Origin of the sequence: Sphingobacterium sp. UBA7253, from assembly GCF_002472745.1 — a bacterium.
Taxonomy (GTDB): Bacteria; Bacteroidota; Bacteroidia; order Sphingobacteriales; family Sphingobacteriaceae; genus Sphingobacterium; species Sphingobacterium siyangense.
The window spans coordinates 45,816-61,427 of sequence record NZ_DKSP01000137.1 but is presented as its reverse complement, the minus strand read 5'-3'; the positions used below and the strand labels follow the sequence as shown (position 1 = coordinate 61,427).

General features: G+C 39.1%; 10 protein-coding genes and 1 pseudogene. 2 read left to right on the top strand and 9 right to left on the bottom strand.

Going from position 1 to position 15,612, the window contains the following annotated elements; translation table 11 throughout:
- Window positions 1-289, bottom strand: a pseudogene (locus B2X72_RS14350) (desulfatase); the annotation flags it as partial.
- 230 nt (window positions 290-519) lie between these two features.
- On the opposite strand from B2X72_RS14350, the gene B2X72_RS14345 reads away from it, so the two are divergent.
- Window positions 520-1,866: a Gfo/Idh/MocA family protein gene (locus tag B2X72_RS14345; protein ID WP_075994028.1), complete on the top strand. Its 1,347-nt coding sequence runs from the start codon at window positions 520-522 to the stop codon at window positions 1,864-1,866.
- 144 nt (window positions 1,867-2,010) lie between these two features.
- Window positions 2,011-3,303 (top strand): hemolysin family protein, encoded by a 1,293-nt coding sequence (locus B2X72_RS14340; RefSeq protein WP_286850113.1) that lies wholly within the window; start codon window positions 2,011-2,013, stop codon window positions 3,301-3,303.
- A 94-nt stretch (window positions 3,304-3,397) separates the two neighbouring features.
- Here B2X72_RS14340 and B2X72_RS14335 read toward each other — a convergent pair whose 3' ends face one another.
- From B2X72_RS14335 to B2X72_RS14300, 8 genes are all read right to left on the bottom strand, one after another.
- A complete protein-coding gene (locus tag B2X72_RS14335; RefSeq protein ID WP_286850111.1) occupies window positions 3,398-4,987 on the bottom strand; it encodes a peptide MFS transporter in 1,590 nt (529 codons plus the stop codon).
- A gap of 83 nt (window positions 4,988-5,070) precedes the next feature.
- A complete protein-coding gene (locus B2X72_RS14330) occupies window positions 5,071-6,645 on the bottom strand; it encodes a peptide MFS transporter (protein WP_201667326.1) in 1,575 nt (524 codons plus the stop codon).
- A 278-nt stretch (window positions 6,646-6,923) separates the two neighbouring features.
- Window positions 6,924-7,814 carry a TIM barrel protein gene (locus tag B2X72_RS14325; RefSeq protein WP_088162814.1) on the bottom strand — a complete coding sequence of 297 codons (891 nt, stop codon included), beginning with the start codon at window positions 7,812-7,814 and terminating at the stop codon, window positions 6,924-6,926.
- 22 nt (window positions 7,815-7,836) lie between these two features.
- On the bottom strand, window positions 7,837-8,565 hold the full coding sequence (locus B2X72_RS14320; RefSeq protein WP_070566110.1) for a (Fe-S)-binding protein: 729 nt from the start codon (window positions 8,563-8,565) through the stop codon (window positions 7,837-7,839).
- Between the two features lie 20 nt (window positions 8,566-8,585).
- Window positions 8,586-9,884 carry an MFS transporter gene (locus B2X72_RS14315; RefSeq protein ID WP_120333333.1) on the bottom strand — a complete coding sequence of 433 codons (1,299 nt, stop codon included), beginning with the start codon at window positions 9,882-9,884 and terminating at the stop codon, window positions 8,586-8,588.
- Window positions 9,885-9,894: 10 nt separating this feature from the next.
- The gene (locus tag B2X72_RS14310) at window positions 9,895-11,214 is read right to left on the bottom strand and encodes a D-alanyl-D-alanine carboxypeptidase (RefSeq protein WP_232475604.1); all 1,320 of its coding nucleotides are present in this window, start codon (window positions 11,212-11,214) and stop codon (window positions 9,895-9,897) included.
- A gap of 124 nt (window positions 11,215-11,338) precedes the next feature.
- Window positions 11,339-13,054 (bottom strand): RagB/SusD family nutrient uptake outer membrane protein, encoded by a 1,716-nt coding sequence (locus tag B2X72_RS14305; protein ID WP_075994033.1) that lies wholly within the window; start codon window positions 13,052-13,054, stop codon window positions 11,339-11,341.
- 33 nt (window positions 13,055-13,087) lie between these two features.
- A partial coding sequence (locus tag B2X72_RS14300; RefSeq protein WP_286850099.1) for a SusC/RagA family TonB-linked outer membrane protein occupies window positions 13,088-15,612 on the bottom strand: 2,525 nt, incomplete at its 5' end.

The following is a 15,612-nucleotide window of genomic DNA, read 5'->3' as shown; positions in this document are numbered from 1 at the left end:
GAACAATTGTCAATACATGATCGCTGATTCTTTTTCCTTCAGCGACTTTAACTTTCTTACTAAGATGCTTGGTGACAATCTCAATATTATGCATTAATCCATCCACGTTCGGAAAAACATGGTGGTTAATACGTTGTAATAAATGCGATATACCGCTATCTACAGTAGTAACTACACGATAAGTATCATTGATATGACCAGAACCAAACGGTTGCACTGAAATGATATCTCCTTCTAATGTGAATTGTTTTGCTGCGCTCTCTACTACTAATTGGTTAAAATCAGACATTAAACTATGTTTTTTAAATCATCAATGTGCTTGCAATATCACAAATTGAATTAATAAATGATAATTTTTATTTCAATCAAACGTTTGCATGAAATTTAATAAAATTAAGCAAACGTTTGCACTTTCATTTATCCCAAATGAAATAATATATTTGTTAATAGTAGCCAGTCTTAAGGACTGTTTTCAAACAAGTAAATAACTAATATACAAACTCCTTATATCTCAAAACAATGGATAGAAGAAATTTCATAAAATCGACTGCCATCACTACAGCTGGAATCGGTGTCCTTTCAAGTACAGAATTATTTGCTCAAACAAATGGGAAAATAAAAATCGGTTTTATTGGCGTAGGCCTTAGAGGACGTAATCACGTTCAAATTGCCCTAAACAGAGATGATCTAGAAATTGTGGCTGTCTGTGACACCCAGGAAGAATCTCTAGCACAATGCCGTAAACAATTCAATGCAAAAGGCACCAAACTTCCAAAAGAGTATACTGGTGGAGTTGATGCTTACAAAAAGATGTTAAGCAATGAAAAATTAGATGCTGTCATTATTGCAACGCCTTGGCAATTCCACAAAAACCAAGCTATTGACGCAATGAAAGCTGGTCTATACGTGGGTTGCGAGGTTATTGCAGGTTTAACGCTACAAGATCACTGGGATATTGTGAAAGCATCCGAAGAAACTGGAAAACCTTACATGACCCTAGAAAATGTTGCATTCCGTCGTGATGTACTTGCTGTATTGAATATGCACAGACAAGGACTATTTGGTGAATTGTTGCACCTGGAAGGCGGTTATCAACACGATTTACGCGAGGTATTATTCAATGACGGAAAAGCCTATTATGGCCATGGCGTTGAATATGGTCCGAAAGCAATTTCTGAGGCACAATGGCGTACACAGTTCAATATCGACCAAGATGGTGATCTATACCCTACACACGGTTTAGGTCCAATTATGCAATTTGCAGATATCAACAAGGGGAACAGATTCACTCATATCACTTCGTACTCAAGTAAAGCCCGTGGATTGGCAGCCTATGTCAATAAAGTTTCCCCGGGACATCCTAACGGTAAGATCAATTACAAAAATGGTGATATCACTCAAACGATGTTACAATGTGCGAATGGAGAAACCATGTTATTAACGCATGATACACACTTACCAAGACCTTACTCTATCGGTTTCCGCGTACAGGGAACAGACGGTATTTGGATGGATGTTGCCAAAGGTATTCACATCGAGGGTAAATCCAAACCACACACTTGGGATTCTGCAGACGAATGGGTAAAGAAATACGATCACCCAATTTGGCAAAAATATGAGGAGGTAGCAAACGGTTCTGGCCATGGTGGCATGGACTGGTTTGTATTCAATGCGTTCATTCAAGCTGTAAAACAAAAAGTACAGACTCCAATTGACGTGTATGATTCAGTAACCATGAGCGCTGTATTCCCATTATCTACCGAGTCTATTGCAAAAGGAAATAAAACGTTGGAATTCCCTGATTTCACAAAAGGAAAATGGAAAACCAAGAAAAATACCTTTATGTTAGATGACAGTGGAATGTAATTGAAAAAACACGCTTATTATCATAAAAGCCGTATTGAAAGATATACGGCTTTTTTTATGAATGCCTGACATAATCATAATAATCCTACTATTTGGCCGGTCTTTTCCGTAAATTAGCCTAGCAAACAACTTTTTCAACTCATTATGCTTACCGAAGCAATTATTATTTTAGTCCTGATTATTCTAAACGGAATACTGTCGGCATCAGAAATATCCATCGTGTCCAGCAGAAAGGCAAGGCTACAGGCTGAAAGCGATAAAAACAATGCCGCTGCAAAAATAGCGCTAAACCTAAAAGAATCGCCCAACAGCTTTCTATCCACTGTACAAATAGGCATTACCCTTATTGGCATCTTAACCGGATTCTTTTCTGGCGGCAGTATTTCATCTTACCTGGTAGAGATCTTTAATAAATCTAGTATCATAGCCCCCTATAGCGAACAGCTCGCCGTCATCATTGTCGTCTTTATCATCACCTACTTTTCGTTGGTGCTTGGTGAACTGGTCCCCAAACGTATCGGTATGGCTATTCCGGAGAAGTACGCCATGCTGATTGCTTACCCGATGAACCTGCTTAGCAAAATCGTTCGGCCATTTGTATGGCTACTCAGTATGTCGACGGAGTTTATTGTCAAAATACTCAATATCAAGAGCAGCGGCAATAGTGTCACAGAAGAAGAAATTAAGGCATTAGTAGACGAAGGTGTTGACAGTGGCGTCATCGAAGGTATTGAGCACGATATCGTCGACCGTTTGTTGAGTTTAGGGGACAAAAAAGCGGTCAACCTAATGACTCACCGCAAAAACATTGTTTTTTTGGATCTGGAAGATTCCTTTGAAGAAAACAGAAAGATCATTTTGGACAACGATCATTCCATCTACCCAGTTTGTGAAGGTGGTCTCGACAATATCAAAGGTGTTGTTCATGTAAAATCATTACTCCGTCAATGCCTCCAGAACGAAGCATTTGATCTCAGAACACTTATGTTACCGATCAAGTTTGTTAACGAATTCAGTTCATCGTATAGCATTATGAATACCTTGCGTACCTCCAGTATCCATCAAGCGGTTGTCATTGATGAGTATGGGTCACCACAGGGAATTATTACCTTACGGGATATCGTTGGCGATTTGGTTGGCAACATCACAGAAAGCGACCTAAGTGCCCGTCCGACAATACGTCAATTGGAAAACGGCGATTATGTTGTCGACGGACAATATCAGATTGAGGATCTTTTGGATGAATTTGAAATCGGTCTTTCCGAAGAAGACGAAGATGAGATTAGTAACGTAACCACTGTAGGAGGCCTCGTGTTTCTAAGATTAGATCACGTACCCGAAGAAGGCGAACGTGTCCGATTTAAAAATCTAATTTTCGAAGTGCTTGATATGGATGGACACCGCATCGATAAACTGCTTTTAAAAGTGGAAGAATAAACATAAATAAGCATCAACAGAAAAGTAAAAAGAGATAAAAAAGGGCCAATCAGTGTATTGATTAGCCCTTTTTTTATGATGCTATCGATCCTGATTAGTTGATCCCATGCATCATTTTTTTCAATATTGGATTGAAGACAATTAATAGCAATGCCGTAACCCCAGGAACTATTGCAAATATCATAAAGAAATAGGACATCGAATGTTCTTCTGTAATGCGATCAATGTATGAGCCTAAAAATCCACCGATAAAATTGGCAATTGCCGAAGCACAGAACCAGCAACCGAAAAGAAGTCCTAAAAATTTCTTTGGGGAAAGCTTACTAACATAAGACAAGCCAACAGGTGAAAGACAAAGCTCCCCTGCTGAATGAAAGAAATAGGCGATCACCAACCAAATCATACTCACAGACGCTGTCTTTGCTCCTTGAGGAATCTCGCTCGCTCCATAAGCTAATGCTGCAAATCCAATTCCCACCAATATTAAACCTAGCGCAAACTTAACTGGTCCCGAAGGATTCCAGACCTTCTCCCAGAATTTGCTAAATGACGATGCAAGTGAAATAATAAAAAATGCATTCAATATTTGAAACCATGAGGCTCCAACTTCCGATCCGGTTATTCCAATTTCTCGAAATACTTTCCATAAGCCCAAGCACCAAATGATACCAAATGAGACAGCGGTAAATAAAATAGTCAATGGATACTGTTTATATATTTTTCTAGCCAATGCTGTTAAAACGATCGTCACAATAACGATAGGCACAATAGTCAAAATAGTATCAATCCATTTAAATGTCACTGCTGAACTTCCAGACAGGACCCTTTGTGTATAATCCTTTGCAAAGATAGACATGGATCCGCCCGCCTGTTCAAAAGACAGAAAGAAAACCACACTAGCCAACATAAATATGGTGACAACGATTAACCTATCACGGACAACATGTGCAGGAATGACCTCTTCCTTCTCTTCGTGATTTTTGATCTTTTTCTCATGGTAAGCCTGAAGTGCTTTGGGTGAATCTCCGATAATTCCAAATATCTTTTGTCCAAAATAGAATTGCAACATACCAAAGAACATAAATACTCCGGCAAGCCCGAAACCATAATGCCAACCAATTTTTTCGCCGATATACCCACATAGAAGCATTCCCAAAAATGACCCGGCATTGATGCCCATGTAGAATATGGTATACCCTGCATCTTTTTTAGGACTTTGATCCGGATAAAGATTTCCCACCATAGAAGAAATATTAGGCTTAAACATCCCGTTACCCAAAATCATTAACACAAGACCCAGATAAAAGAAATTGGAATTCACGCCCTCAAATGCCATAGACAGGTGCCCCAATGTCATTACCAAAGCGCCTATCAAAATCGCCTTCTTAAAACCGGTTAGCTTATCCGCAATCATTCCACCGATCAATGGTGTTAAATAGACAAAACCAGTATACAAACCGTAAAGTTTCATGGCACGTTCGTTACTCCATTCCCATCCCCCATCAGCAAGGGAACTTATTAAAAATAAGGTCAACAATGCCCGCATACCGTAGTAACTAAACCGCTCCCACATCTCTGTAAAGAATAGCACAAATAATCCGGCAGGATGCCCATTTACCATCTTGTCATCGATCCCCTGCTTAGCAAGATGTGCTACAAGAACTTGATCTTTTTCTTGATTCATATAATTTCAATAATTGTTTTATAACTCAGGTTTTGTTTTTATTTTGATAAAAATCGCTTGAAGATACATTATTTTTCTATGAATTAATCAATTCCATGCATCATCTTTTTTATTTTTTTGTTGCCCAGAATAAGAAATACAGCAGCCACCATAGGAATTACTGTAAATACAGCAAAGAAATATGACATGGAATGAGATTCTGTAATCTTATCAATATATGACCCAATAAAGCCCCCTATAAAATTAGCTATGGCATTGGCACAAAACCAAAAACCAAACAATAAGCCCAGGAATTTTTTGGGCGATAGTTTACTGACATAAGAAAGTCCGACCGGACCAATACATAATTCGCCCACTGTATGAAAAAAGTACGCCAACACCAACCAGATCATACTAACAGAGGCCGTCTTTGCACCGGTAGGAATCTCAGAGCTTCCAATAGATAAAGCTGCAAAACCAACTCCAACTAATGTCAGTCCCATGGCAAACTTAATCGGACCAGAAGGATTCCATACTTTCTCCCATATCTTACTGAATGATGTGGCCAGCGTAATGATAAAGAAAGAATTTAACATCGGAAACCAGGATACAGTTACTTCGGAATTCATACCATAATATTCCCGATAAACTTTCCAAAGACACAAAGACCAAATGATCACAAAAGAAATACTCGAAAAAAGTATGATCATAGGGTATTTACGTATGATTTTCTTCGCTAAAACAAACAGTACTCCGGTAATTACCACAATCGGCAAAACCGTCAATGCAGCATCCAGCCATTTAAATAAAACCGCTACTTCACCACTCAATACCCGTTGTGTATAATTTTTTGCAAAGATCGTCATCGAACCACCTGCTTGCTCAAAAGCTAAATGGAAAACAATACTTGACAACATAAAAATGGCTATTACCAGCAAACGATCACGAACAATATGCTTTGGATTTTCTTCTTGACCGGCCGCAATATCGGTTAACTCGTCTTGTTTCTCGGGTGTATTTCCAATTTTTCCGAAAATGGGTTGTGCAAAATAGAACTGCAACATTCCCAAAAACATAAATACTCCGGCAAGCCCAAAGCCATAATGCCAGCCGATCTTCTCACCAATATAACCGCATAGCATCATTCCTAAAAACGCTCCCCCGTTGATGCCCATATAAAAGATGGTATAACCAGCATCCTTTTTTCCTCCTTTATCCGGATATAATTTCCCTACCATCGAAGAAATATTGGGTTTGAACAATCCATTTCCCAAAACAATCAGCACCAAACCCGCCAAAAAGAAGCTTTTATTAAATCCCTCTAAAGCCATAGCGATATGTCCCAGCGTCATAATTATAGCTCCGACCATAATGGATTTTTTATATCCTGTTAGGCGATCGGCTATAATCCCACCGAACAGTGGCGTTAAAAACACCATCCCGGTGTACAAACCATAAAGCTTCATGGCCTCGGAGTTGGTCCAACCCCATCCTTGTTGGGCAATGGTAGAAACCAAAAAATTGACCAACAGCGCCCGCATACCATAATAGCTAAAACGCTCCCACATCTCTGTGAAGAATAATACAAACAAGCCGGCAGGATGCCCTTGTACCAATACATGTTCAGCCCCTACTTTTTGCAAATGGGTTTCAAGAACAGCATTTTTTTCAAAATTCATGTTTTTTTTTTAGTCGTTATTTTTCAAAATAAGGTAGTGCGATTTCCATTTATAAAATATACCATCGGTAAACGGAAAAATCCGATGATCCTCTACACAAAGAAAGAGGTTGTTCACCCGTCTTCATATACTCAAGCAAGATAGTGAAGATTTTAATAGGTTTCTAACGAATGGACTGCAGTTTTTTTCGTTGTTGCATCCGAGCAATACTTCAATTAAAACCTATTTAACTAGTCGAGTTCCTTCCATTTCCTGAAAAGAACTCGACTAGTTAAATATTAGATCAAAGGGCGCAAACGTTCCAGTAATTTTTTAGTAGCAAAAATACCCTCTTCTTCGCTCAACTTACTTCCCTCATATTCAATCCCCACATAACCTTTGAATTTTGCTTTTTTAACAATCTTCAACATACGCTCATAGTCAATTTGCGTTTCATTTCCATTAGCATCAAAATCATGTGTTTTGGCACTCACACCATGTGCATAAGGCATTAGATCCGTCACACCTTGATAACGATCATACTCATAGAAATTACCAAGATCAGGTAAACTTCCACAATATTTACTACCCACTGCTTTTAATGTATTAGCCAACCAGTCACCATGTGAAGAGATACCACCATGGTTTTCTACAATAATGCTAATCCCCGCTTTTTTACCAATATCAGATAGCGCTGTTAAACTTTCGACAACACGTTTACTAACTTCCTCAGGAGTCCCTTTTCCAGCCGCATTGACACGGATTGCATGACAACCTAAGAAATTAGCTGCAGAAATCCACTTATAATGGTTTTGCACGGCTTGTTTTCTCTTTGTTTCATCTTCATCACCGAGATTTCCCTCACCATCAATCATAATGAGTACATTACGTACACCATTATCTTTTGCACGCATATTTAGCTCAGTAAGGTAGTTATTATCATTAGCCTTATCCTTAAAAAACTGATTCACATATTCCACCCCATAGATACCGTATTTTTTGGCAGCTAATACCGGAAAATCCAAATTGTTCAAATCTCCCTTGAACAAGGATTTATGCAATGACCATTCAGCCAAGGAAATGTCAAACCAATCTTTCTTTGCTGCCGCAAAACTCTCCAAAGAGGGAGCTAATGCTATACCAGCAGACGCTAGTGCAAGGTTTTTAAGAAAATCTCTTCTTGAATTCATGTGTTTAGATTTAATGTGTTATTTAAATATTTCCCCAGCCAGTAGTCAACACATCAACGAGGTGCATCGTCTGAATGGGTAATTTATGTTTATCGATATAAGATTGAAGCTGTAGCAAACAAGATGAATCCGTGGAAATAATATAATCCGCATTCAGATCAAGTGCATTGCGCACTTTTTGCTCAGCCATTGCCGCGGATATTCCTTCGAATTTAACGGCAAAACTACCCCCAAACCCACAACATGTCTCGCTATCTTTCACCTCCACCATCTCCAAACCTAAGACCTTACTCAATAATTTCCGTGGTTCCTCTTTTATCTTGCACTCCCGCAAAGCCGAACAAGAATCGTGGTACACCGCAACACCCTCAAGCTCAGCTCCAAAATACTCTTTTTTTAGCACGTTTACTAAAAAATCAGAGATTTCCATAACCTGTTGCTGTATTTTATGGCATTGATGGGAATCTGCCGAATTTGCGAATAAATCATTATAAGCATGTCGTACCATACCAGTACAAGACGCAGAAGGAGAAATAATCACATGATCTCCCGAGAAATCACCTAAAAACTTCCGTCCGACCTGTTTTGCATCATCCCAAAATCCAGCATTATAGGCAGGCTGGCCACAGCATGTCTGCTCAGGATTATAGACAACCTCGCAGCCGACCTTTTCTAATAAACGAACCGTATTAAAAGCGGTCTCAGGGTAAAGCTGATCTATAAAACAAGGAACAAAAAGTTCTACTTTCATATGCAATTCAATCAATAAAATTAAGATTTATTGGATACTAATATCCGGATCAAAAGTAACAATCCAATTACAAAAAATAAAGAAAGAACCAATGCCGAATATCGAATATTATGTGTAACCTGTTCTATAAACCCGAATGAGAATAATCCAATGACAATGGCAACTTTTTCTGTGACGTCATAAAAAGAGAAAAAAGCAGTCGTATCTTTGATATCCGTCGGAATTAATTTAGAATAGGTCGAACGCGATAAGGACTGAATCCCGCCCATAACTAAACCGACCAATGCAGCAATGATATAAAACTGAAGTGGGGTAGATAAATAAAAGGCCGAAATACAGATGCCGATCCAGATCATCACCACAACGATCAACACCTTGATATTCCCAAAAAGCGTAGATAAATAAGACATTAAAAATGCACCTAAGATAGCTACAAGTTGAATGAGAAGAATGGTAGCTATCAACCTTTCTGCGCCTAAATGCAAAATTTTCTCCCCAAAAGAAGAGGCGACAATCATCAAAGTCTGAACACCAATTGCATAAAAGAAAAAAGCCGGCAAAAACTGTTTTATTTCAGGAATACCTTTGATCTTTTGGATAACATGGCCGAATTCATCCCGTACATTCTGAACAAAACTCTTACCTGTGTTATTCTCGGTTGCATCGATTTTAGGCAGGTATTTAAAAGGAATCATTGAAAACCCAAGCCACCACAATCCGACCATTAGAAACGATATACGGGCCGGTAGTGAAGCATCTGTAATACCAAACCATTCAGGTTTAAGCACCACTATAAAACAAAGAATCTGTAAAGTGACACAGCCAATATAACCATAAGCAAAACCTTGCGCACTCACCTTATCTTGCTGATCGACAGTCGCCAAAAGCGGCAAATAGGAATTATTAAACAAAACACCGCCAATATACCCCATCGCTGCAAGTACAAAACAGATGATACCAATTTCCAAAGTTTCAAGCTTGAAGAAAAATAAGCACATACATGCAACTGCTCCAACATAAGTGAAGAATTTCATAATCTGTTTCTTTTTTCCTTTTGCATCAGCGTACGAAGAAATAAAGGGCAAAGAAAAAGACATCAACAGATAGGCAAAGGCCAAAGAAAAATTGGAAAGTGCGGTATTGACAACTTCAATCCCAAAGAAACTAACAACATCACCATGCTCTTTTGTTGTAGTAATTGCGGTATAGTAAACAGGGAATATCGTGGAAGTAATAACAAGGTTGTAAGCAGAATTGGCCCAATCGAACATGGCCCAAGAACGAATCAATTTTTTATTGTTTTTTACAATTGCTTCCATTTAAATTGGCTTAATAAGTTTGACGAATATAAGTAATTATTTTAGCCATTTCTTTACGAATTGCACTTGCTCGATCATCTATATAATTATTGTTCATAAAAGAAAATGCCAAGCGCCTTCCTGTCCGTGTGATCAAATAACCACTTTGATTGTAGACAGATGTAATCGTTCCTGTTTTAGCAAAAACAAACGGTTCTCCGAGATCTTTGCTATAGGTACGTTTCAGAGTACCATCTACACCTCCGGCCGGAAAAAGACGAAAACGTTCCTTCTCATCCGGCAACTTATTTTTCAAGACGACCAATAGATCGACATTATTTTGCGGAGTCACCTTGTTATAGGACGACAAGCCCGATCCATCAAAAATGGCAACCTCAGCTGAAAAGTATTTATAAACGTTATTCTTCATCCAATCCCGCACCAAGTAAGTATCAAATTGGCCGAATTGTTTCCACGAACACATCATTAAAAACTGTTCAGCAATAAAATTATCACTTGGCAACATCATTTCACGGATTAAATTTTTGGTACTGCCAGAATAGAGTATCTTGGTATTGCTTGGTTTTTGATAAGACAATAAGGTCACGGATTTACCTAGACTATCCGACAATAATTTAATAAATAAGCTATCAGAATAGATAAATGGGACTTCATTGACATAACCGCTCGGAACGGGACGTTTGGACATCCAAAAGGAATTTGCACGAAATGAACGGGAAAGTTCAAAATCACCTACCTTAGGTTCCGGCAAAAAATCCAGTGAATTTTGAAAACTCGCTGGAGAGGTTGATAAATAATTATAACCTTTTTGTCGAAAGGTGACCACATTACCATAAATAGGAAATGTACTGATTTCAGGCTGATAGTAAGCTTCAAAATCTTCCATAGCCCAACCATGTGCAAAGAACTTATTCTTCATTGTCCCTGGCACAACAAAAATGCGTTTATTCGTATTTTTCAAAAAGTTATACACCACCCGGGTATCTAACCGATTATGCAGAAACGTCGGATCACCTGTCCCCCAGATAAGCAGCGAGTCTCCGCGTTCCACATACTCCAAACCAGGTATTGAATCCCCCAATAGCGCTAGAGCAGCATAGGTGGTATACATTTTTGTATTGGAAGCCGGTGTAAAATGCTTATTGCCGTTTATGTCCATCACATATTTATTGGCATTTAGGTCATACAAAGAAAACCCAACAAAATGATCATTTAATATTTTAGATTCTTGAAATAGCTGATAAACATCCTCAAAGCTCTGAGCCTTCGCTACAAAAGTAGCCGCCGGCACAAACCAAAGCAGCAACAATGCACTTAAAATTTTTTCCATCAGTTCAAACATACAAAAAACTGCAAGAACTCCCTTTCGTCTATTGCCAAAATTCAGATACAAATCCTATAAAAAGGAAAGGGAGAGACATTGTCTCTCCCTTTCCTTTTTAAACTATCAAAAATTAATATCCTTGATTTTGTGTCAGAGCTCCACCACTTCTGTCAATCTGCGATTGTGGAATTGGGAAGTAATCATTTTGAGGTTTATAGTTTAAGCCTTTATAGCGAGCCATAAAACCGCCTTCAAACGTTGCGTAGCTTTCCAATACAGTTTTCGCCTCCCCCCAACGCACAAGGTCATAGAAACGATGTCCTTCCATCGCTAATTCTAAACGACGTTCAAAACGAACAGCTTTGCGCGCATAATTTTGGTCTGGGAAAGAAGTATAAGGTTTAACAACATATACCGCCGCTGCTACATTATCGCCAGTCGTTTTAGGAGGTAATTTTGCCGCACGCTCACGAACTGCATTTACCAGATTCATTGCTGCACCTAAATCGCCTAATTCAACCTGACATTCAGCTGCCATTAAAACAACATCAGCTAAACGAATAATATTAACATCCAAGTCAGTAATATATGCCGCTCCTGACGCAGTATGTGTTGCATGCAAACTCTTCGGAATCATTGTTTTTATACCAACAAATGGTCCACCCGAGCTCACCTCACGAATCCATGCATCACCTGGCATGACACCATAATCATAGAAATTCACACCTCTACGGCCAACCGTATAATCTAAACGTGGGTCAAAACGAAGCGTAACATCAAGTTTATATGTTTTCTTTGCGTCATCGGACAAACCGAAATCTGATTTATATGGATTATTTCGATAAGAACCATCTAACAATGGTAATCCATTTGCATCGACTTTATAGGCATTAACCAAATCAATGGTCGGCTGATAGAAACCACAACAACCTACAGGATTACTTCCATTTAATCCAGACAACATATCACCAACATTGGCATTATCACCAGATCCATCTGGATTAATCACATGCTTCGATACCAATAATGCCTCTGGGCCGTCTTTTGTAAGTACATCAAAGTTATTTTGGTACGGCATCGTACGTAGATCCTTTGCACCTATAACTTCCTTAAACAAAACTAACGCATCCGCATATTTTTTCTGGTAGAGGTAAACTTTACCCAAATAAGCTTTCGCGATATTCTGATCCATACGTCCGGCCTGGCTATTGATTTTTGTCGCTGGCAAATTCGCTATTCCTGCTTTTAAATCGTCAATAATCTTCGGAAGTACATCATCCTTATTCGGTTTCGTTTTAGCCTCATCATCTGTTGTGTTCTCATCAACATACGCTAGATTTTTGAAAACACGCCATAAATAAAAATAATAATGCGCTCGCAATACTCGGGCCTCACCTTCTATTTCCTTCGCACGTGCAGCCGTTACCGTTTTTTCACCTGCTTGGTCAGCCTTCAGAATACGCAACGTATTATTTGCCCTTAATACGCCCTCATAATAAACTTCCCACATTTGACTCAGGTTGTCGTTCGAACTATTTGGCGTATGAAATTCGATCATATTCATGTTCGGTTGATCGGTTGCCTCAGATCCTTTATGTGCATTATCTCCAGCAACTTCACCAAACAACCATTGGCTAGGCGCCGAAGAGTAATTCCCCCAGGTACCGTTGACATTGCCGTTTAATATTCCATACGCCCCGATAAGAGAGGCCTCTATACCTTTTGAATTTACAATCTGAGACTCAGGCAATTCAGCTTGCGGATCACGCTCCAAAAAAGATTTCCCACAAGAGGCTAATAAAGTCAATGATATACCTAAAACTGTAATTATATTTCTTTTTTTCATTTCAATCAAATTTTAACTTAAATCACTAAACCCTTAAAATCCTAGACTAACACCCAACATATATTGACGAGCCTGTGGATACACACCAAAATCTACACCCAAGGCTGGGTAAGTCGACGGAGTAGCCGTAACTTCTGGATCAAGCCCCTCATATTTAGTAATCGTAAACAGATTTGTTACCCCCACATAAGCACGGAGTTTCTTGATACCGGTATTATTACCAAAAACACGATTGGTATCGAAGTTATAGCCAACTTGAAGATTTTTCAATTTCAAGAAACTTGCATCCTGTACATAATAGCTCGAAGAAGCATACTCATAGGGTGAAGCATTTCTCACTTGAGAAGGGATCATGCTACCGCTATTCGTTGGACTCCATTCTTCCAATACGCGTGTACTTTTTTGACCTCTAAACACACCAAAATCTGTAAAGTATCTCGTAGCTTCATAGTTTTGATTACCCTTTGAACCATAGAAGTAGGCCATAAAATCAAAGTTTTTATAAGCCGCATTGATATTGAATGAATACACAAAGTCAGGATGTGGGCTACCTATAACGGTACGGTCACTTGCATCAATTTTGCCGTCACCATTGACATCCTCAAATTTAAGTCCACCAGCTCTCGACTTTCCATCCTCATATTTAGCGACACTTGCATTGTTCATATCCGCTTCCGAATAAATACCAATTACTTTATAGCCATAGAAAGCACCAAGAGGTTCTCCAGGTTTTAAGATGGAGGTTTCCATACTTCTAAAACTACCGTACACTTGTTGGGTTACTGATGGTGCCAAAGAAACAATCTTGTTCACGTTACGTGAAATAGTAGCGGACAGATCCAATTTAAATGCACTTTCTTGACGTCTACCGTAATGATAATTCAATGAAAACTCGATACCTTTATTTTGCATATCACCAATATTTACATAAGGCGATCCGGCCCGGCCTGCGGCAACAGCAGGTAAAGGCAATAGGTACAGCATGTCTTTCGTCTTTTTATTGTACCAATCAAAAGATCCATCAAAATCACCTTGTGCCAGGGTAAAATCCACCCCAATGTTTAATGCAGATACTTGTTCCCATTTTACGTCCGGATTACTGTAGGCATTGTGCCACATACCGGAAGTCAAGCTTCCGTCAATAGGATATGAAGATGAATTAATCGCGACCTGATAGCGATTCAGATATTGATTGGCTGGAATACGTTGGTTCCCCGTCACCCCATAACCCGCTCTGATTTTTAGGTCCGAGATCCATGACACACCTTTCATGAATTCTTCCTCCGACAAACGCCAGGCAGCACTCGCTCCAGGGAATGTTCCATATTTATTGTTCGGCCCAAAATTAGAAGAACCGTCACGACGCACTGTTGCGCTTAAGATATACCGATCTTTGTAGGAATAATCAACCTTTCCAAACACCGAAAACAAGGAGCCTACAGAACCGCTACCTTCACTGACGCGACCAGTTGAAGCGGCATCCAAGTAAAGGTAATCAAGCGATGACATTGTAAAAAAGCCATTTCCTTTTCCCCTTATTTGCCTATTTCTATTCTGAATAGCTTCCGTACCAGCAAGAATGCTCAACGTATGTGCCTCATTAAATGTTTTTTTATAATTTAAAGTATTTGTCCAAGTCCATTCTTTATTCAGTCCAAAAAATTCATTAATTCCATTGTTAAAACTTCCTTCTGTAAACTCAGGGTTTGGATAGGTATAAGATACACCATTGTAGTTTTCATACTTCATACCAAAACTGCTACGGAAGGTTAATCCTGAGACAATATCAAATTCTCCAAAGACATTCCCGAAAAACATATTGCTCTTATTTTTATTATCCTTGGCACGATAGGCGATAGCAACAGGATTTTCTCCATTACCATACTGTCCGCCAACAGATCCTGCAAAATTTCCGCCCTCATCATATACAGGAATGATATTATGAATACGATACGCAAAACCTAAAGCACTACCTTCACCGATATAGTCCCCGGCAGTATTGGTATTTACTCCCATACCAAATCCTTCCGTAAAACTATATTGCATATTTTCGCCGAAACGTAGTTTATTATTAAAGGCAGAGAAGCGTGTGTTTGAACGAAGATTATATTTTTCAAAACCGGTATGAATAATCGTTCCTTTTTGTTTCAGATAACCACCCGAAATCGCATAGGAAGCATCTTCACCACCTCCTAAAACGCTAAGTTGGTGCGACTGAGTAGGGGCATTTTGGGATAAAGCATCAAACCAGTTGGTTCCGGCCTTATTTGCTTTGGTAATTTGATAAAAATCGCTTCGGCTACTCGCATCGTACTTATATTTTGACATATCCACGTCTGCAGCTGTAATCACATCTTTCCCGCCCACTTTAGGTCCAGCGATAAGGTAATCAGGCATCACATTGTTTGTGCCGTCCAATCTGTTTTCAATATCCAATGTTTGTTGCGGAGACAACATTTTTGGAAAACGCCCACTGTTTGGAACCTGCACACCATAATAAGAGTCAAGGCTAAATTGAGGTTTTCCGCTTTTACCTATTTTTGTGGTAATGATGACAA